This is a genomic window from Enterobacter cloacae complex sp. ECL414, assembly GCF_021869685.1.
Lineage (GTDB): Bacteria > Pseudomonadota > Gammaproteobacteria > Enterobacterales > Enterobacteriaceae > Enterobacter > Enterobacter kobei.
The window spans coordinates 3,648,756-3,669,764 of sequence record NZ_CP091481.1; the positions used below are offsets into that span (position 1 = coordinate 3,648,756).

Sequence of the window (21,009 nt, forward strand, 5' to 3'; positions counted from 1 at the left end):
ATCGATAAAAATCAATAAGATAACATTGTCGCGCTCACGGAATTTGCTTTTAACAACAATATTGAGAGACAATCCTCATGGGTGGTCACCACATGACTAGAGACATTTCACCCATTTAACTACTCACGGCATAATACTTGAATCCCAATAAGGACATAGAAATGAGCATTACTATATATTCAATGTATAATAATAAAGGCGGTGTAGGAAAAACCACATTAGGATTTAATATTGCATCACAATATGCATATAATAATCCAAGAACTCAGGTTCTAGTAATCGATATGTGCCCGCAAGCAAACATTTCGCAATACTTGCTAGGTGGAGCACATAACGGATATAGGAACAACCAGACCCTACAAGCTCAGCAGACCAGAGGGAATGTTGTTGGTTTTTTCGATTGGTTACTAAAAGGTAATTCAAACTTCACAAACATACGCCGTGAATCGCCACGGGTTTAACAGACACCTCAGAGTCATTTAAGATGGCTTAAAGAGAGGTGCCCATGAGCGGTAAGCGTTATCCCGAAGAGTTTAAAATTGAAGCAGTCAAACAGGTTGTTGATCGCGGTTATTCTGTTGCCAGCGTTGCAACACGTCTCGATATCACCACCCACAGCCTTTACGCCTGGATAAAGAAGTACGGTCCGGATTCTTCCGCTAATAAAGAACAGTCAGATGCTCAGGCCGAGATCCGCCGTCTCCAGAAAGAGCTGAAGCGGGTTACCGACGAACGGGACATATTAAAAAAAGCCGCGGCGTACTTCGCAAAGCTGTCCGACTGAGGTACGCCTTTATCCGTGACAACACCTGTTGCTGGCCTGTTCGCCTGCTCTGTCGGGTGCTGGATGTTCATCCCAGTGGTTTTTACGCCTGGCTTCAGCAGCCGCATTCACAACGCCATCAGGCAGACCTGAGACTGACAGGACAGATTAAACAGTTCTGGCTGGAATCGGGATGCGTCTATGGTTATCGCAAAATCCATCTGGATCTGCGTGACAGCGGGCAACAGTGCGGAGTGAACAGAGTCTGGCGACTGATGAAACGTGTCGGGATAAAGGCTCAGGTCGGATACCGGAGCCCGCGGGCACGTAAAGGCGAGGCCAGTATCGTGTCGCCCAACAGGCTCCAGCGACAGTTCAATCCGGATGCTCCGGATAAGCGTTGGGTAACGGACATAACCTACATCAGGACCCACGAAGGCTGGCTGTATCTTGCCGTGGTTGTTGATCTGTTCTCACGCAAAATTATCGGCTGGTCCATGCAATCCCGGATGACAAAGGACATTGTCCTGAACGCACTGCTGATGGCTGTATGGCGCCGTAATCCCCAAAAACAGGTGCTGGTTCATTCGGATCAGGGCAGTCAGTACACAAGCCATGAGTGGCAGTCGTTCCTGAAATCACACGGCCTGGAGGGCAGCATGAGCCGTCGCGGTAACTGCCATGATAATGCGGTTGCAGAAAGCTTTTTCCAGTTGTTGAAACGCGAACGGATAAAGAAAAAGATCTACGGAACGCGGGAAGAAGCCCGCAGCGATATTTTTGATTACATCGAAATGTTTTATAACAGTAAGCGTCGGCATGGTTCCAGCGATCAGATGTCACCGACAGAATATGAAAACCAGTATTATCAACGGCTAGGAAGTGTCTAGATTATCCGTGGCGATTCACCGTTCATTTAAAGTCCAAGTTAACCAATACAATAACCGCTTGAGTGATAATCTATATCTAATTGCTGGTGATTCGTTTTTAGAGTCTTTAACCTTAGCTCTTAGCTATGCAGTTATTAACCCGGCGAATAGAAATGCCTGGCCAGAATTCATGACTGCATTGAGAAGACTCTGTACGCTTGAGTTCGATAGTCAGCAATATGATAATTTAGTAGTTTTTATTGATTGCAACCCCAGTTTTTCTATATATACTCAAATGGCCCTTGTCTCATCAGACAGGTTGGTTATTCCGATGATGGCAGACTACTCATCTCTTGAGGGGCTAAAAGGAATAACAACTTTACTTTATGGAATTTATCCCACTGCAGCATCTCAGACTTATGCTCAGAATATTGTTACCTTCCATAGCCAAGTCGCACAATATCAATTAAGCCTCCCCAAAATGGACCGTTTTGTTTTCAATAACTTTACCACAAATGTTGGTGTTGCAACGGCTTATAATTCAATACAGAATGATTTATCGCTATTCGGTTATCAACTATATAGCCACCACAATCATTTATTTAGCCCTTCGCAAACACCAGTTAACAATGTGGCCGATTGGAGCAATAACTACCTTTCTGAAGTTAAAGATTTCCATACTTCTGGAAAAGTATCCGCAAGTCTTGGTATTCCGCTATTTTTACTACCCTATCAGACAAATTACACAATGCCGGATGGTCAGAATGTAAATGTCGTTAGAGCTAGATACCTAGAGGCACGTAACAACATGAGTGATTTAGTGGCCACTTTTTAATACTAACGTATTCCTCACTTGAAATTAGCAAGTTTGGTGTGCCATACTGCTGTGACATTGATTCCCGCTACATTGCTCAAAGAATCAGATAGTTAGTATTTGGTGTCGCTTTCAGCCAGCCCACCAAAATTCTCCATCGGTGATTACCAGAGTCATCCGATGAAGTCCTGAAAGCCCGCACGGCGCAAGCCCTGTGGGCTTTTTTGTACCTGTTTATTGTCTTCACTGCTGTATAGATTGAATCCACACAGTATCCACCGGCCAGTAGTTTATGTTGTACTCCTCTGGCATTGACAAGCATCAACACCCTCCCCCATCTCCTGTGGAAAATAACCTACACCACCCAGCGCTACGGATTAGCCGCCCCACACGGAAGGAACCCCACCATGTACAGACCCATAACCGTCATACTTTTCATTCTCCTGACCCTCGCCGCCCTCGCAGAAATAGGCGTTTTATCCTTTGGATAATCCTTAGGCAAAATACCCCGCGTCAGGATGCATTGATCTCATTACAGTTTTTTCCTAAAGCCATCCCGCTTCGCCTGTGCCAAGCTGAATCACGCTCATAACCGAAAACGTTAAATGAGGATATTATGAAAAAAACAATTATCGCATTATCTGCCGTTCTGCTGGCTTCCCCAGTATTTGCTGCGACCACACATGCAACTGATGATACCGTCGCGGCAGCGAACGCAAACGCCAATGAGGCGAAGCAAAAACTGCACGAAGAGCAGAACAAAGGTGAAGAGCTGAAGCTGAAACAGCAGCATGCTGCAGAAGGTAAAAGCGAAAGCCTGGGCAGCAAGGTCAGCGAAGATTCCCAGAAAGCCTGGCATAAAACCAAAGAAGGCACCGAGAAAGGGTGGGATGCCACTAAAGAAGGCGCTGAGAAAGGCTGGAACAAAACCAAAGAAGGTGCCAGCGAGCTGGAAAAGAAAGTCACTGAGTAATCTTTACGCTCAAAAAAGGGCCGCGCTTGCGGCCTTTTTTATTTCTTCGAATACAATTAGCCCCTCAGGCGTTTACGCAGTGCGCGTTTATCGGAGAAACCACTATGTATCGCCTTTTTGCCATTCTGACCGCCCTTCTGTTATGTCCTTCCCTGTACGCCGCCCCAAAAAGCTATCTTATCGACAGCGATAACACCGCTATTCGGCTATCGTGGCATGCCTTCGGCGGCATTCTCTCCTGGGCGACGTTCAGCGGCGTGACGGGTGCCGTGACGCTCAACCCGGATAACGACGTCGACGACCATATTCACGTCACCATTCCCGTATCAACTCTGGTGGCTTCTAACAAATTGCTCACCTGGCAGCTGAAAAGCGACATGTTTTTTGAATCCGAGCGCTACCCGACCATCGAGTTCATCAGCTCACGCGTGGTCGCCCTGGGCGCCGGGCGGTTCAGGGTGTTCGGCACGCTGATCGTACGAAACATTGCCCGGCCGGTGATCCTGGAGGCCGTGTTGAAAGACCCGCATGCACAGTCCCCCCGGCTTGATGCCACCACGGCGATCTCGCGCGCATCCTATGGAATGGATAAGTTTGCGCTGGTCGTGGACGATCGTATAGCCATTGCCATTGCAATCAAGACGAACGATGTGCCGTCATCCTGAGATGAGGCGCTGTAGCTGCTCCGCGTTTGCCCGCAGGTGAGACGGCGGATTGCGGCCAATCAGGACAAACTGATAGCCCGCATCCTGCCACCACGCCAGGTTCATGCTGTGCCGCTGCTCCTGGCGGAGCGAGGCCGTCGCCTTCTCATCGACAGGCGAGATACAGAGCGCCATTGGGCCGTAGTCGGCGTTGAGCCAGGCAATCTGCGCGATAGAGGTCGTTTCATAGCGCAGCATGCGCACCATTTTAAGCTCAGCCCCTCGCAGAATAAGCTGCGACATAGTTAGCTTCATGCCGATATCCTGCGCCGCCCGTTCGAGCCCGCGCTGCAGGACCGGCGCTGCGCTGTCCATATCCAGCAGCGTCTCGACGCTGTACAGGGACATATATTGCGCTTCGAGGTCGCGAATATGGGCGTTCTCATCCGCTGGCGCGGAAGCGGGCCGCAGCAGGTAGCCCAGCCCGGAGCCGACCATCAAAAAGCTGACCGACGCGGCAATCAGCGCCCGCCTGCTGACGCCAGCTGGCGTGGAGGGCCGTGGGTCAGGAAGCGCCGTCAGACGCGCCTGCATCGTCTCAAGAGGCGCATCATCCAGCAGGGAGGCAAACGCCCCGGCGTAATCCTGGCTGCTTTTCATCAGTTCGGCGGTTCGCCCGGAGAGGCGTTCGTCACTGTTTAAATGCTCTTCAAATTGCTGTGCGTCGGCGCGGCACATCTCGCCATCTATCCATGCCACGATAGCGTCGTCGTTATAGGGCGGTGCAAAACGGTGCGCGTTCAAGAACGTTTCTCCTTTACCGGAGGCAGTGCGTCGACGGACCTGGCAAGCCGAGCCCGTGCCGTGGCCAGCCGGCTCATCACGGTACCGATCGGCACTGCCAGCGTGTCCGCCGCCTCCTGGTAGGTAAAGCCTTCGACATAAACCAAAAATACCGCGTTACGCTGGGCTTCGGGCAAGGCGTTAACGCGCTGCATCACCTTCAGATAATGCAGGCGCGTCTCATCCTGTTCGCGGGTATCCGGCGCGAGGAGTTCGTCGCTGGCCACAAATCCCTGCCCCTGACGCACGTATCGCGCCCGAAGTTCAGAGATCCAGATGGAGTGCAGGATCGCGAACAGCCACCTGTCGATGCGTGTGCCCGGCGTATACTGGCTGCTTTTTTCAAGCGCACGCACGCAGGTGGACTGAACCAGCTCTTCGGCGATATCCCTGTTGCGCGACAACACCAGTCCATAGCGCCAGAGACGCGACAGGTGTGCGGCTAACTGTTGACGAACCTCACTGGTTGCGATGAGTTTTCCCTCCACGAGAAAATCAGGATTCCGGATGTCCGTTGATGGCGGCCTGCAGGTCGCGATACTCCTCGCAGGACTGGCCACAAATACCGGGAATCACCTTCAGTTGTTCTTTCGCGAGATCGGGTCGTCCTTTTACCATCCACGCTTCACCGAGATACTCCCGGGCTTTGGCATAATCCGGTGCGATAGCCAGCGCGCGCTGGTAGTAACCAATGCCTTCGTCCGTACGGCCAAGTTTGCGCGTGGCGAACCCGCGATAGTTCCACGCTTCAGCCGTATTGCTATTTTTCAGTGAATCAAGCAGATTCAGCGCCGCCTGGTACTCCCCTTTCTTCGCGAGATGGTACGCATAGTTGGTTTTGTCCTGATCGCTGAGGCTGCTGCTCTTGTCCGGCACGCATTTCTGGGTGGCGCTGTCATACACCTGTCCGGAAGGACAGTCGGGCGTTTTGCTCTCGGTACTATTATCGCCCATTGCCAGCGCCAGCGGAGACAGCAGGGAAAAAATCAGCACCGGGATCAGGCGAAACGAGGTCGTGTTCATATAAAGCTCCTGGGTTAGAAGGGAGTGACGTCAGTAAACGCCCGACCGGCGGTTTTTATTCATTCTTCCGCGATTTTTTACCGTCCAGAAAATCATGCCTGCGACGTAATCACATTGAAAATAAATCAGGTTATTTTATATCTATCTTCCCATTATTATTATCCTGCAACCGCTAGCAGAGTTTTAACCCCCTACAAGAATATATTTTATTACACCGGTGATATAATATATCTTATATCAAAAACGTTACCCTAACTTAAACACACATTAAGCATGATTAAATAATCACAATTTAAATTATATTTAAAACATCTCCCACCAATAATTACACTGCATCTTCAGGATGACTAAGTCACAACACACGGAAAATAAAAAGACATTAAAAACATAACGATAGAAAAACACATCAATAAACACCATCAATACATTAATGCCCTCTTCATTGTTTACCCCTTTATTTACGCAAGCTTAATTTGCACATTCAGAGTTTTCTGGCTATATCATTTTTATCTCCTCAAAACGAATTCCTCTATTAATTACAGGGTTTTAAAAGACGCAAAACACAAATAAAACGTATTTCTTTCATATGTAATTAGATTCGCTCTGATGTTGCCACTCTGAATTCTGGCGGGCATCGTTCGCTCTAAAAAAGACGGTGAGGACTGTTTAATTAACAGTCACTCCGCCGGGGGCGCCCTTTACCTTCTACAGAGATGGCTCGTCTTGCTCGCCGTTCACGGTAACTCTGCTGGAGTCATAACGAAATGAGCCAAATCTCTGTTATATCAAAACTTACTGGCGTGGAAACGACGACGGAAGGCACACAGGTTACGCTGAGCCATTCCTCTATCGTTGAGCTTCATGTAGAGCGAGCTGATGTCTCCCATTTCGCGCGAAGTGGTAACGATCTGGTGGTGACACTGCACTCAGGGGAAGTAATAACCCTTAAAAATTTCTACGTCACGGACGCGCAGGGCGTAAGCCAGCTGGTACTCCAGGACAGCGACGGTGCGTTATGGTGGATAGAAGATCCTGCCGGGGCCGCCACGTATGAATCTATCGCGTCGACAGACGTGCTGCTTGCGGCATCCGGAAGTGATACCGGTGGCGCGGCCATCTGGCCATGGGCGCTGGGTGGTATTGTTGCCGCCGGTGGCATCGCGGCGGCGGCAAGCTCCGGTGGTGGTGGCGGGGGGGGTGACGATGATGACAACGGCAGCAACCCCGGCACGCCGACAAACCCTTCCGATCCGGATACCACTCCTCCGAATGCGCCATCCGGCCTTCAGTTCTCGCCGGATGGTAAAACCGTCTCCGGTACCGCCGAACCGGGCAGTACCATCACGCTGAAAGACGCCGACGGCAACGTCATCGGCACCGGTAAAACCGGCAGCGACGGTAAATTCACCATCGACCTGGGGACGCCGCTGACTAACGGCGAACAAATTACTGCCACCGCGACGGATTCCTCCGGGAATACCAGCCCGGGCACGACCGTAACCGCTCCGGACACCACCGCGCCGGATGCCCCGGACATCCTGCTGGTAAATGACGATGCCGGCGACAAAGCGGGCCCGCTGGAAAACGGCCAGCGCACCGATGATGCCCGCCCGACCTTCAGCGGTATCGGCGAGCCAGGCAGCACCATCACTCTCTACGATAACGGCAAGCAGATTGGCACCACTACGGTGGATGCTAAAGGTAGCTGGAGCTTTACCCCCACCACCGATCTCGCCAACGGCAGCCACACCATTACCACAACCGCGACCGATGCGGCAGGCAATACCAGCCCGGCATCCACTGCCGTCAGTTTTGTTGTCGATACGGTTGCGCCCGGCGCGCCCACCATTAGCAGCGCAACGGACGATATTGATCCCGGCAAAGGAACAGTAAGCAGCGGAGGCAGCACTAACGATCCGCGTCCTCAGCTCTCGGGTACCGCCGAACCAGGCTCCACCGTAACCATCTATGACGGCTCTGTCGCTATTGGCACGGCGGTCACCGGCAGCAACGGCACGTGGACCTTCACGCCATCGGTCAATCTTGGTGAAAGCACCCACCAGTTCACCATTCGGGCAACCGATGCCGCTGGCAACACCGGACCCGCCTCTCCGGTATTCACCCTCACCGTGGATCTCACCCCTCCGGCAACGCCCACGGCGATTGTACTGAGCGATGAGACCGGGGCCATTAAAGGCGCAATTACCGCTGGCCAGTTCACCGACTCCTCTGAACCACTGCTGGCGGGACGGGGAGAGCCTGGCGGCACAATCCAGGTCTATGACAATGGTGTGCTAATTGGGCAAACCACCGTGCTGCCAAACGGCACCTGGAGTCTCAGGCCAGACAACCCGCTCGCGGAAGGCCCGCACTCAATCACCATTAAACAAACCGATGCGGCGGGCAACCAGAGCGCAGAATCGCAGCCGGTGAACTTTACCGTGGATACCACGCCACCGGCGCTGCCCGTTATTGCCATTAACCCGGTGGGAACCCAGGTTACCGGCACCGCCGAGCCAGGCAGCAAAATCGTCATCACCAACAGCAACGGCGACGTGATTGGCCGCGCCACCACTGACGGCAACGGTAACTTTGTTGCGACCCTTTCGCCTGCACAAACAAACGGCGAGCAGCTTTCGGTGGTAGCCACTGACGCGGCGGGCAACCAGAGTCCGGCTGCGTCCCTCACCGCACCGGACACAACACCCGATATCCTCTCTGTGGTGGATGATCAACCCGGCGTCACAGGCCCCATCAGCCAGAATGGGATTACCAATGACCGCACCCCTACCCTGAACGGCACGGCGGAGCCAGGCTCGACCATCACCATCCATAGCGGCGGCGACGTCCTCGGCACGGTTGTTGTTCCATCATCTGGCCAGTGGACCTTTACGCCATCCACCCCGCTGGCCGAAGGTGCCCATGTACTGACGGCGACATCAAGCAACGGTAACGTTTCAAACGCCTGGACCATTACCATTGACGGAACGGCGCCTGATGCGTCCGCCATCACCCAGCTTGTCGATAATGTCCCTGGGGGCACCGGCCCGGTGGGTGTCAACGACACCACCAATGACGCAACGCCGACGCTCAACGGTACCGGTGAACCCGGCTCAACGATCACCATCCGTCTGGATGGCGTCGATATTGGCACCGCGGTGGTCGGTAGCAGCGGCGCGTGGACCTTTACGCCCACCACGCCGGTTGGCGACGGCACGCATACCCTGACCGCGATCGCCACCGACGTCGCCGGTAACACCAGCCCGGTATCCGGTGGATTTACCTTTACCGTTGATACCACCCCACCGCCGGTCGCGACGCTGGCAACCGTCATCGACGACGCCGGAGACGTTAAAGGCCCGCTCAGCAGCGGCGATACCACGGATGACACCCAGCCGTTACTTCAGGGGAGCGCCCCGGATGGCACGGTCATCACCGTGTATGACGGCACCACGCTGCTCGGTACCGCAACGCTCGACGGCAGCGGCGGCTGGAGCTTTACCCCTACCACGCCGCTCACCGACGGCCCGCATTCGCTGACGATCCATGCCACAGATGCCGCCGGGAATACCTCGATTTCGGATCCGTTCGAGCTGGTGATTGATACCGTCGCACCGGCCACACCGGACACGCCAGCCATCACCGTAAACCCGGATGGCTCAGCACCCACGTCGCTGAACCCGGGGGAAACCACCCGTGATACCACGCCGACGCTGAGCGGTACCGGTAATCCGGGCGATACGGTGACGATTTACAACGGCACCGACAAAATCGGTGACGCCGTGGTGGACGGCGACGGCAACTGGAGCTGGACGCCATCCACCGACCTGCCCAACGGCACCTATGACATTACCCTGACCGTCACCAACAAGGACGGCGCGGGCAACGAAAGCGCCCCGTCCCAGCCGGTGACTATCACCATCGACACCGACGCGCCGGCTGCGCCCGCGGTCCCGGTCATTACCGACAGCGTCAGCCAGATAACCGGCCCGGTTGCCGATGGCGAAACCATCAACGATCCGCGTCCGGTACTGAGTGGGACCGGCACGCCGAATGACGTGATTACCATTTACGACAGCGTTGATGGCGGCACGCCAACCGCCGTGGGTAATGTCACGGTAGACGGCAACGGCAACTGGAGCTGGCGTCCTGAAAGCGCCATTGACGAGGGCAGCCACGAATTTACCGCTACCGCCACCGACGAGGCGGGTAACGTCTCTGACCCTTCTACGGGGATCACCATCACCGTCGATACCATCGCACCGGATACCCCGGTGATTAGCGCCGTCGCCGGTGAGCCGAATGGCGGTTTTACTACAGATACCACACCAACCGTCGGCGGAACCGGTGTGACGGGTGAAACGGTGATCGTCTACAACAACGGCGTCGAGCTTGGAAGCGTGGTTGTGGTTAACGGCGAATGGTCTTTGACCCTGCCCACACAGACGGATGGCCCGCTGAACATCACCGTTGCGGCAGTTGACGCAGCGGGTAACCTCAGCACACTCAGCCCGGTCTATACCGTCACCGTCGATACCACTGATCCTGAGATCCCGCTGATTAACAGCGTTGAAGACAGCCAGCTCACCAACGGGACGCTCTACACCCGCGACGGTACGCCAACCCTCAACGGCACCGGCGAGCCGGGTTCCACCGTGATTGTCAGCGTGGACGGTACGCCATCCACAGTACAGGTCACCGTCCAGTCGGATGGGACCTGGAGCTGGACCGCCGACACCACGCTGGCGGAAGGCCCACACAGCTTCACCGTCTCGTCGGTCGACCCGGCAGGTAACGCTTCCGGAGACTCTGCGCCGCTTGCCGTCACGGTGGATACCGTGCTTCCGGCAGCGCCGGACAATATCAGCGTGGCCGCACAGGGGACGCCGCTGACCGGTACCGGCGAAGAGGGCGCCACCATTATCGTCAAAGACGCCAGCGGTAACATGATCGGTACCGGGGTGGTCTCCGGCGGCAACTTCTCCGTGGCGCTCAGCCCGGCCCAGCAGGACGGCGCGGCGCTGACCATCACCGCCACGGATGCCGCAGGGAATCTCAGCCCTGAAGCCTCCTATACCGTCACCGGTACGCAGCCGAACCTCCCGGACGTGCCCGTCATTACGGTCATCAACGACGATACGACCCCGGTCACGGGCGATGTGAAAGACAAAACCACAAACGACACGACGCCGACCCTTGTCGGGACGGCAGAGCCAGGCAGCATAATCACTGTCTATCAGGATGGCGTGCAGGTTCTGCTGCCAACCGTGACCGCCGATGCAAACGGCAACTGGAGCTATACGCCAGCTCTGCCGCTGGGTGAAGGAGCGCACACCTTTGAGGTCACCGCCACGCTGAATGGCGAAACCAGCGGACGTTCGCCGGTGGCGACCGTCACTGTTGATCTCACCGCCCCTGATGCGCCTGCTATTGGCGCAGTTATTGATGATGTCGGCCCGGGCACCGGTCCACTCACGGACGGGCAGACCACCAATGACAACCGCCCAACCCTGACCGGTAGCGGCACGGCGGGCGATACTATCTCCATTTACAGCAACGGCACCCTGCTGGGCACCACCGTGGTCGGCCAGACGGGTAACTGGAGCTTCACGCCGTCCGCGCTGGCGGAGGGCAATAACGTCCTGACCATCCGTGAAACCGATCCGGCGGGCAACCAGAGTGTACCATCGGCAGGCTTCACCATCGTGGTTGACACCAGCTCCACCACCCCGGAGATTGTTAACGTCACCGATGATGTCGGCAACACCGCCACGACCGTGGTCAGCGGCAATACTACCAACGACGCAACGCCTACCCTCTCCGGTACGGCGGAAGCGAACAGCGTGGTGACGATCTTTGATGGCAATACGCAGCTTGGCATCGTCACGGCGGACGGTACCGGCGCGTGGAGCTTTACGCCTGAGACCGCCCTCGTCGAAGGGCCACACAGCTTCACCGTCAAGGCCACCGATCCGCAGGGTAACGTCAGCCTGTCGTCAAACGCCTGGAGCGTGGTGGTTGACCTGACGGCGCCAACGGTCCCCGTGCTGGAAACCGTCAGCGACAACGTGGCGGGCGGGATTGTCGGTAATCTCACCACCGGCCAGGTCACCAATGACACCACGCCAACGCTCAGCGGGACAGGCGCTGTCGGCAGTACCATCCACATCCTGAACAATGGCGTGGAAATCGGTACCGCACCGGTAGACAGTAACGGCAACTGGAGCTTTACCCCTAATCCGGCGCTGGGAGATGGCAGCTATAACATTCGCATCAACGCCAGCGATGCCGCCGGTAACGTCTCAGCCAACTCGCCGGTCTTCGTCTTCACGGTTGATACCGCAGGTCCTTCCACGCCGGTGGTCACCAGCGTGATTGACGATGTCGGTCCGGTCACCGGGACGCTCACCAGCGGAAACAGCACCAACGACACAAAACCCACCTTCAACGGCACGGGCGAAGTCGGTTCCACGGTGCACATCATTGTTGATGGCAGCGAGATTGGTACCGCGGTCGTCAACGCTCAAGGGAACTGGACCTTCACCCCGGGTACCGCGCTCACGGAAGGGCCACATGCCATCACCTTCAACGCCACCGATACTGCAGGCAATACCGGCAGCACGTCGGCACCGATTAACCTGACGGTGGATACCTCCGCACCGACAGCGCCGTCCATTTTGACCGCGAGCGATAACGTGGGCAGCGTTCAGACACCGCTCTCCTCCGGGCAGAGTACGGACGACACCACCCCAACCCTTAGCGGCACAGCCGCGGCCAACGCGACCATCACTGTCTATCAGGACGGGCTGCAGGTCGGCACCGCCCAGACTGACGGCAGCGGCGCGTGGAGCTTTACCCCGTCCACAGCGCTGGCGAATGGTAGCCACACCTGGTCCGTCACGGCCACCGATGCGGCGGGCAACGTCAGCCCCGCATCGCCTGACTTTACGCTGGTGGTGGATACCACTGCGCCTAACGCGCCGGTTATCAGCCAGGCGGTTGATGACGTGGGCACGATCATCGGCCCTGTCAGCTCTGGACAAAGCACCGACGACACCCTTCCGCGTCTCGTTGGTACCAGCGAGCCGTTTGCCACGGTGAACATTTATGAAGGAACGACGCTGGTGGGCACCGGTACCGCGGATGCCAGCGGAAACTGGAGCATTCTGCTGACCACCTCGCTGGCAACCGGTCTACATAGCTTTACGGCTCAGGCGACGGATGCGGCAGGTAACACCAGCGCGCCGTCAGCGACCTTCAACCTGACCATCGACACCACGCCGCCTGCGCAGCCGGTGCTGAGCAGCATTGTGGATGACGTCGGGAATGCCGCCACGCCTGTCGCCAATGGCGGATTGACCAACGACGCGCAGCCAACCCTCACCGGGACGGCGGAAACGGGCGCGACGGTGAAAATCTTCGATAACGGCGTGCAGATTGGCAGCGTTGTCGCCACCGGCGGTAACTGGAGCTTTACTCCATCCCCAGCGCTCAGCGATGGTCAACACAGCCTGACGTTTACCGCCACCGATGCGGCGGGCAACGCCAGCGCACCCACCACCGGGTATGTGATCAACGTGGATGCCACCGCGCCAGCCGCACCGGTAATCAGCGCGATTGTAGACGACGTGGGCAGCGTTACCGGGCCGGTGACGGGCAATAACCCGACCAACGACACCCGACCAGCGTTGAGCGGTACCGCCGAAGCCAATGCGACGGTGCGTATCTACGACGGTAGCACGCTGGTTGGCACTGTCACCGCCGATGCCAACGGCAACTGGACGCTGGCGCAAACCACCACCACGCTGACGGAAGGTTCGCACAGCTTCACCGCCACCGCCACCGATGCCGCGGGCAATACCAGCACGCCATCGACCGTGACCACAATCCTGGTTGACCTGACGGCACCGGGCGCACCGACCAGCCTGCAGGTGATCGCTAACGGAACCCAGGTCACCGGTACCGCTGAAGCGGGCAGCACCGTCACCATCACCAGCGGTACCGGAACGGTGCTCGGTACCGCGACGGCAGACGGTAACGGCAATTTTAGTGCTACCCTCACCCCGGCGCAGACCAACGGTGAAGCGCTGCTGGTCTACGCGACCGATAAGGCAGGTAACGCTGGCGTCAGCGCCTCGGTGGTTGCGCCATCAACCAACATTCCAAACGCGCCGGTTATCGCCAACATTGACGATAACGTCGGTAGCGTTACCGGAGGGCTGACCAACGGTAAAACCACCGATGACACCACGCCAACCCTGAGCGGCACCGCACAGCCGAACGCCACCGTCACGCTGTATAACAACGGCGTGTCGATGGGTACGGTAGTGGCGGATGCCAGCGGTAACTGGAGTTTTACGACCCCGGCATTAAGCGAGGGAGCACACGCCTTTACCGCCACGGCAACCAACTCAGCCGGTACCAGCCCGATCTCGCTCTCGACAACCGTTATCGTCGACGTGACCGCCCCAACGGCGCCGACCGGGACCTTCAACGCCGACGGTAGCGTGCTAACCGGGAATGCCGAAGCAGGTAGCACCGTCAGTATCCGCCTTGCGGACGGCTCAACGGTAACCGCCATTGCGGGCAGTAACGGCACCTACAGCTATACCTTTACGAATAAACAGACCGAAGGCCAGACGCTGCAGATCACCGCCACCGACGCGGCGGGCAACACCTCGCTGCCCGGCTCGGCGCTCGCGCCGGTGGTGCCGCTCTCCGCCAGCAATAACGTCGAAGAGTTGGATCTCAGTACCACGGCCACCGTCACCAACAGCCAGTACAGCGACTACGGCTTCCTGCTGGTCGGCGCCGTGGGCAACGTCCTGACGCTGCTCGGGAACGACACCGCGCAGGTGAACTTCACGGTGGGCAACGGCGGGAGCGCGGATATCGTGGTGAACGCCAACGCCACGGGGGCTGTGCTCTCTCTGCTTAACACCCTTGAGCTGGTGGTGCAGCACTACGTCAACGGCGCCTGGACCACCGTGGTGGACACCGGACAGCCGCAGTTTGCTGACCTGCTGACCCTCGGTGCCACCGGCGTATCGCTGAACCTGACCGGGCTGGCTGACGGCAACTACCGTGTGCTCAGCTATAACACCAACCTGCTGGCGACCGGCTCCTACACCAGCCTCGACGTGGCGGTGAAAGAGACCGGTCCGGGCACGGTCACGGGCGATACCAGCCTCAACGGGAACGTGATTCTGGATACAGACCCGACCGCTGGCAGCGACAACGCCCCGGCCGGAACCACGATCTCCGCCGTTACGAATGCGCAAGGTGTTACCACCAACATCAATGCAGACGGGACGGTGGTCCAGGGACAATACGGTACGCTGACCATTAACCGCGACGGCAGCTACTCCTACACCCTGACCGACACCAGCGCGGCAGTCATTGGCCGGACAGAGAGCTTCACCTACACCATCACCCATAACGGCGTCAGCGCCTCGGCACAGCTGGTGGTGTCGCTCGGAACGGGAACCGTCAGTAACGGCATTGTCGCCGTGGACGATACCAACGCCCTGACCTTCGACACCAGCGTGCACGAAATCAATAACGGCACCTCGTCTCAGGGCGGCTTTACCCTGGTGGGTATCAATCTCGGCAACACGCTGGGGCTTAACCTGCTGGACGATATGACCAACCCCATTATCTATAACGTGGAGGAAGGCACCACTCGCACCATGACCATCCAGGCCTCCGTGGGCGGCGTGGCGCTGGCGTCGGTGTTTGATTTGTACGTCTATAAATTTAACAACGCCACCCAGACTTTCGAGCAGGTACGCGTCGAGTCGGGCTGGCTGCGTGCCCCGCTGCTGGGCGGCACGTCATCTCAGCTAACGCTGCAATTGCCTGCCGGGGAGTACCTGTTCCTGCTGAATACCGCGTCCGGGATCACCGCCCTGACGGCCTACACGCTGAGCGTTCTGCAGGATCATGTCTACAGCGTATCGAGTATCAGCGAGACGACCACGGGCGACGTGCTGGCGAATGACCCGGTTCCAGCAGGCACGCTGGTTACCGAAGTGAACGGCGTGGCGGTCAACGGCACTGGCACCACCACCATTCAGGGGGAATACGGCACGCTGACCATTAATTCATCCGGTCAGTACACCTATACCCTGAGGAGTGGTGTCGGTGTGGACCATATCAGCACGCCGGATACCTTCGTCTATACCGTCACCGCGCCAAACGGCACGAAAGACACGGCATCGCTCAACATCACTCCAACCGCCCAGCCGATGAATGCGGTGAACGATGTTAGCGCCGTGATGGATGTAACGTCAGTACACCATACGTCAGCGTACTCCGATACCACCGTGGGTACGGCAAGCTGGACGACGGCCTTGCTCTCGTCAACCCAGGGTAGCGGCAGCGGAACTTTTGTGGTGGATCCAAACACCGCGCTGCATAACGCCTCGCTGCACTTTAACGTGGCCTCGCTGCTGTCGCTGGGCGGACTGACGGTGAACTGGACAATCAGCGACGGCTCGGGCGTGATCCGCAGCGGCTCCTTCGGCGGCATTTCGTTACTGAACGGCAGTATTGACGTTCCGCTGACCGGGCTGGATCTCAACGCCGGGACCTACACGCTGAGCTATACCGGTAGCGTACCGGGGCTGAGCGTCGGGAACATTACCATTACCCCAAGCGTCAACGGCACCACTTACTCGCTGACTGATTTTGACGCCACGGGTACTCACACCGTCAACGGCAATATCTTTGACGGCACCGACTCGGGCGGCGTGCTGGATCAGCTCCACTCGGTGGATACACGCGTCAGTATTACCGGCTACAACGGCGTGACCACCACGCTGGATCCGTACACCGGCAGCGCCACCGTCAATATCACCGGCCATTACGGCACCCTGGCGATTGCCGCTGACGGACATTACACCTATACCCTCAACAGCGGGGTATCGCTCTCATCCATGACCTCGAAGGAGACCTTCAACTACACCCTGACCGATGCCACCGGGAAGACGGACAGCGCCTCGCTGACCATCAACATGGCGCCGCAGTTCATCAGCTCTGAACACAACGACGTCATTACCGGCACCGCCTACGGCGACACGCTGATTTACCAGGTGCTGAACAATACGGTAGGGAATGCCACGGGGGGGAACGTCAGCAGCACCGCGGGCGACCACTGGACCGGCTTCTCGCTGGCGCAGGGGGATAAAATCGACATTAGCGACCTGCTGGTGGGCTGGAACGGTAGCGCCTCCACGCTCGGGAACTACCTCCATGTCACTAATAGTAATGGTAATACCGTGATCTCCATCGACCGTGACGGTGCAGGGAGCACCTACACTAATACCACGCTCGTGACGCTTGATGGCGTTCAAACCACCTACGACGAGCTCGTTAACCAGCAACACATCATTACCACATAACAGCTGTAGTACTAACCCGGGCGCACAGCGCCCGGGGATTAATAATAAAGCTGCACTTATTTTATTAGGGACATGACATGGGAATGAAGATGCCTTACTGGTGGCTCTCGTGCTGCCTGATATCTGTGCCCGCTCTGTGCGCGAACCCGGCGGCGACCATCAATACCGGACAACTGCGCGAAACGCAGGAACTCCCCTCACTCAGCGGTCGCGTCGCCCCTGCGGCTGGCAACGCCGCGCCCGGCTCATTACAGCTTGGCGAGGCCGTCAACCGTGCCGTTACCTGGCATCCGGCGATCGGTGAAGCCGTGGGCAAACTCTACGAACAGAGCGAAGAAGTCGACGTCGCCAAATCGAAATACTATCCGCAAATTAACGCGGGCATGGACAACGGGTACTCCCACGACGGCGATCAGAACGGCTTTACGCCGTCGCTGGTGCTCTCTCTTTCACAAATGCTCTACGACTTCGGCAAAGTGGCCAGCCAGGTACGAGCCGAAAATGCCGGCGTTGCCCAGCAGCAGGCCAACGTGCTGGTGAGCATCGACACCATTGCCCATGATACCGCCGTCGCCATGGTGCAGGTGCAAACCTGGCAGCAGATGGTCGACACCGCCAAAGAGCAGCTCGACGCCCTCTCCTCAATAGGCACACTGACCCGTCAGCGTAACGACGAAGGGGCTAGCTCGCTTTCTGACGTGGTGCAGACCGACGCACGTATTGAAGGGGCGCGCGCGCAGCTGATGCAGTATCAGGCCAGCCTCGACAGCGCCCGTGCCACGCTGATGAGCTTTCTCGGCTGGAACAGCCTGAACGCGATCAGCAATGATTTTCCGCAAAAGCTGGCCCGCAGCTGTGACATCGCCGAGCCGGACGATCGTCTGGTTCCGTCTGTCCTTGCCGCCTGGGCCCAGGCCAACGTCGCCCAGGCGAACCTCGACTACGCCGACGCGCAAATGACGCCAACCGTCTCGCTGGAGCCGGAGGTCCGTCACTATCTGAACGATCGCTACGCGGGCAGCGAAACGCGGGATCGCACGCAATATTCCGCTTGGGTGAAGGTGCAAATGCCGCTCTATCAGGGCGGCGGCCTCACCGCCCGGCGTAACGCCGCCGGACACGCGGTGGAAGCGGCGCAGTCGACCATTCAGCGTACCCGTCTTGATGTCCGCCAGAAACTGCTGGAGGCCCGCAGCCAGGTGATGAGCCTGCAAAGCACGCTGCAAATTCAGGGCCGCCAGGAGGCGCTCAGCGCCCGTACCCGCGAGCTTTACCAGCAGCAGTATCTCGATCTCGGCTCGCGCCCGCTGCTGGACGTGCTCAACGCCGAGCAGGAGGTCTATCAGGCACGCTTCACCCAGCAACAGACCCTTGGTCAGTTGCACCAGTTACAGCTCAACTGCCTCTACAACACCGGACAATTGCGTCATGCGTTCGATCTTGATAACCGCACCATCCAGACCGTGGAGATCCAGCCATGAAGCAACGCGAAATTCCGCAAGAAGAAACAATGACAGATGAGGCGCTGGCGCAGTGGGCGCAGGCGTTTGGCTTTGTTGCCACGCGCTACCGCGTCGCCTGCTCGCCCGGTGCGCTGATTGCAGGCGCTCCCTGGCTGAAAGGCAAACCGATGGTACCTGCCCTGACGCAGCTTGCCCGGGAAGCCGGGCTGACGTTCCAGCTGCTCACGGCCGATCGGCAGTCGATCAACAGCTGGCGCCTGCCGGTGGTGGTGGCACTGAACGACGGAAAAATTGGCGTGGTCGACAGCTTCGACGGGGAAGACACGCTGGACGTCAGCTTTTTCGACGACAAGATGCATACCAACCGTCTGTCGATGAGCGCGCTGCTGCCCGCCATCCGCCACGTTATTGCCCTGCGCCCGCTGGCCGCGCTGAAGGACAGCCGCGTGGATGCCTACATCTCAAAATACCGCCCGGACTGGCTCTACCGGCTGGTGATGCGCGACCTGCGCCCGTACAGCTGGGTGATGCTGGCGGCGCTGTTCATCAACGTGCTCTCCCTCTCCGGCATTGTCTTTTCCATGCAGGTATATGACCGGGTGATCCCTGCCCAGTCCTACCCGACGCTTTACGTCCTGACCATCGGCGTGCTGATCGCCACCCTGTTTGGTTTTGTGTTGCGCGTGGCGCGCGGTCACATTATGGATCTGCTGGGTAAACGCTCGGATCTGCGGGTCTCAGACCGCGTGTTCGGCCACGCCCTGCGGCTGCGCCACAGCGCCATTCCGCGCTCCACCGGCAGCTTTATCTCCCAGCTGCGCGAGCTGGAGCAGATCCGCGAGATGGTGACCTCTTCCACCATCTCGACCATTGTCGACCTGCCCTTTTTCTTCCTGTTTGTGGTGGTACTGGCGATCATCGCGCCGCAGCTGGCGTGGATCGCCCCGGTCGCGGCGGTGATCATGGTCCTGCCCGGCCTGCTGCTTCAGAAGAAGCTGGCGGAGCTGGCGAAGCAGTCGGCGCATGAATCAACCCTGCGCAACGCGGTGCTGGTGGAGAGCGTGCAGGGGCTGGAGGACATCAAGCTAATGCAGGCGGAAAACCGCTTTTTGCAGCAGTGGAATAGCTATATCCAGATCACCGCCGAATCCGGCCTGCGCACCCGCGAACTGACGCAGAACCTGATCAGCTGGGGGATGACCATCCAGAGCCTGGTCTACGCCGCGGTGATTGTGGTCGGCGCGCCAATGGTGATCGACGGCACCCTGACCACCGGTTCGGTGGTTGCCGCGTCGATGCTGGCCTCCCGGATGATCGCGCCGATGGCGACGCTGTGCGGCGTGCTGGCCCGCTGGCAGCAGGTGAAGGCCGCCAAAGAGGGGCTGGACAGCATTATGCAGCTGCCGACCGAGAACCAGCGCGAAGAGACGCCGATCCGCCAGGACGTCCTGCGCGGACACTATCTTTTCGAACAGGCGCAATTTCGCTATCAACCGGACGATCCGCGCATGGCGCTACGCATTAACCGTCTGGAAATCAAGCCGGGCGAGAAAGTGGCGATCCTCGGACGTAACGGCGCGGGCAAGTCGACACTGCTACAGGCCATGGCGGGCGGAATGGATCTGGCGGCGGGCGAATTGCGGCTTGATAACCTCAGCCTGCCACATCTCGACGTGGCGGACGTGCGGCGCAACGTCGGCTTTATGACCCAGAACGCGCGGCTGTTTTACGGCACCCTGCGCGAGAACATCACCCTTGGCATGCCACGCGCCACCGACGAAGAAATTTTCGAGGCGCTGGAGTTGACCGGCGCAGCGGGCTTTGTGCAGAAACAGCCCAAAGGGCTGGACTACCCGATCATGGAAAACGGCGTGGGGCTTTCCGGCGGGCAGCGGCAGTCCATTCTGCTGGCGAGGATGCTGCTGCGCGATCCGAATATCGTGCTGATGGATGAACCTACCGCGTCGCTGGATGAGCACACTGAACGGGAGTTTATCCAGCGTCTGGGCGACTGGCTCGGCAACCGTACTTTGATTGTCGCCACCCACCGCGTGCCGGTGCTGGATCTGGTGGAGCGCGTGGTCGTACTGAAAGAAGGGATGCTGGTGATGGACGCGCCAAAAGCGCAGGCGCTTAACAACAGCCGCATTCAGCAACAGCAGCAGCAGGCAGCAACCGGACGGGAGTGGAAAAATGAAAATCAGTCAGCGTGACG

Annotated in this window: 11 protein-coding genes; 8 read left to right on the forward strand and 3 right to left on the reverse strand. The window is 57.8% G+C overall.

Annotated elements, in window-relative coordinates; genetic code table 11:
• Positions 1-161 precede the first annotated feature (161 nt).
• The 5 genes from L3068_RS17565 (at position 162) to L3068_RS17585 (ending at position 4,084) form a co-directional block, all read left to right on the forward strand.
• Positions 162-461 (forward strand): ParA family protein, encoded by a 300-nt coding sequence (locus L3068_RS17565; RefSeq protein WP_236904757.1) that lies wholly within the window; start codon positions 162-164, stop codon positions 459-461.
• Between the two features lie 44 nt (positions 462-505).
• Positions 506-1,653 (forward strand): IS3 family transposase gene (locus tag L3068_RS17570; protein ID WP_089518920.1). Its coding sequence is split into 2 segments (ribosomal slippage): positions 506-743 and positions 743-1,653, totalling 1,149 coding nucleotides; the frame shifts between segments, so codons are not numbered across the junction.
• Between the two features lie 7 nt (positions 1,654-1,660).
• Positions 1,661-2,467 carry a ParA family protein gene (locus tag L3068_RS17575; protein WP_236904758.1) on the forward strand — a complete coding sequence of 269 codons (807 nt, stop codon included), beginning with the start codon at positions 1,661-1,663 and terminating at the stop codon, positions 2,465-2,467.
• Positions 2,468-3,062: 595 nt separating this feature from the next.
• Entirely contained in the window at positions 3,063-3,419 is a 357-nt protein-coding gene (locus L3068_RS17580; protein WP_014884928.1) for a KPN_00521 family repetitive protein, read from the forward strand.
• Between the two features lie 104 nt (positions 3,420-3,523).
• A complete protein-coding gene (locus L3068_RS17585; protein WP_117580951.1) occupies positions 3,524-4,084 on the forward strand; it encodes a YceI family protein in 561 nt (186 codons plus the stop codon).
• Here L3068_RS17585 and L3068_RS17590 read toward each other — a convergent pair.
• Genes L3068_RS17590 through L3068_RS17600 form a run of 3 tightly spaced genes read right to left on the reverse strand, consistent with a single transcriptional unit; the run spans position 4,076 to position 5,929 of the window.
• Entirely contained in the window at positions 4,076-4,867 is a 792-nt protein-coding gene (locus tag L3068_RS17590; protein WP_071922961.1) for an anti-sigma factor family protein, read from the reverse strand. The genes L3068_RS17585 and L3068_RS17590 overlap by 9 nt on opposite strands.
• Positions 4,864-5,394: a sigma-70 family RNA polymerase sigma factor gene (locus L3068_RS17595; RefSeq protein WP_045281725.1), complete on the reverse strand. Its 531-nt coding sequence runs from the start codon at positions 5,392-5,394 to the stop codon at positions 4,864-4,866. The genes L3068_RS17590 and L3068_RS17595 overlap by 4 nt, the downstream gene beginning before the upstream one ends.
• A 7-nt stretch (positions 5,395-5,401) precedes the next feature.
• Positions 5,402-5,929, reverse strand: coding sequence for a tetratricopeptide repeat protein (locus L3068_RS17600; RefSeq protein WP_214602813.1), 528 nt, complete (start codon positions 5,927-5,929; stop codon positions 5,402-5,404).
• Positions 5,930-6,693: 764 nt separating this feature from the next.
• Between L3068_RS17600 and L3068_RS17605 the strand changes: the two genes are divergently transcribed.
• The 3 genes from L3068_RS17605 (at position 6,694) to L3068_RS17615 (ending at position 21,007) form a co-directional block, all read left to right on the forward strand.
• Positions 6,694-17,331: a BapA/Bap/LapF family large adhesin gene (locus tag L3068_RS17605; RefSeq protein ID WP_117580953.1), complete on the forward strand. Its 10,638-nt coding sequence runs from the start codon at positions 6,694-6,696 to the stop codon at positions 17,329-17,331.
• Positions 17,332-17,408: 77 nt separating this feature from the next.
• Positions 17,409-18,812, forward strand: a complete 1,404-nt coding sequence (locus L3068_RS17610) for a TolC family outer membrane protein (protein ID WP_117580955.1) — start codon at positions 17,409-17,411, stop codon at positions 18,810-18,812.
• The gene (locus L3068_RS17615) at positions 18,809-21,007 is read left to right on the forward strand and encodes a type I secretion system permease/ATPase (protein WP_117580957.1); all 2,199 of its coding nucleotides are present in this window, start codon (positions 18,809-18,811) and stop codon (positions 21,005-21,007) included. Before L3068_RS17610 ends, L3068_RS17615 begins: the two co-directional genes overlap by 4 nt.
• Positions 21,008-21,009 lie beyond the last annotated feature (2 nt).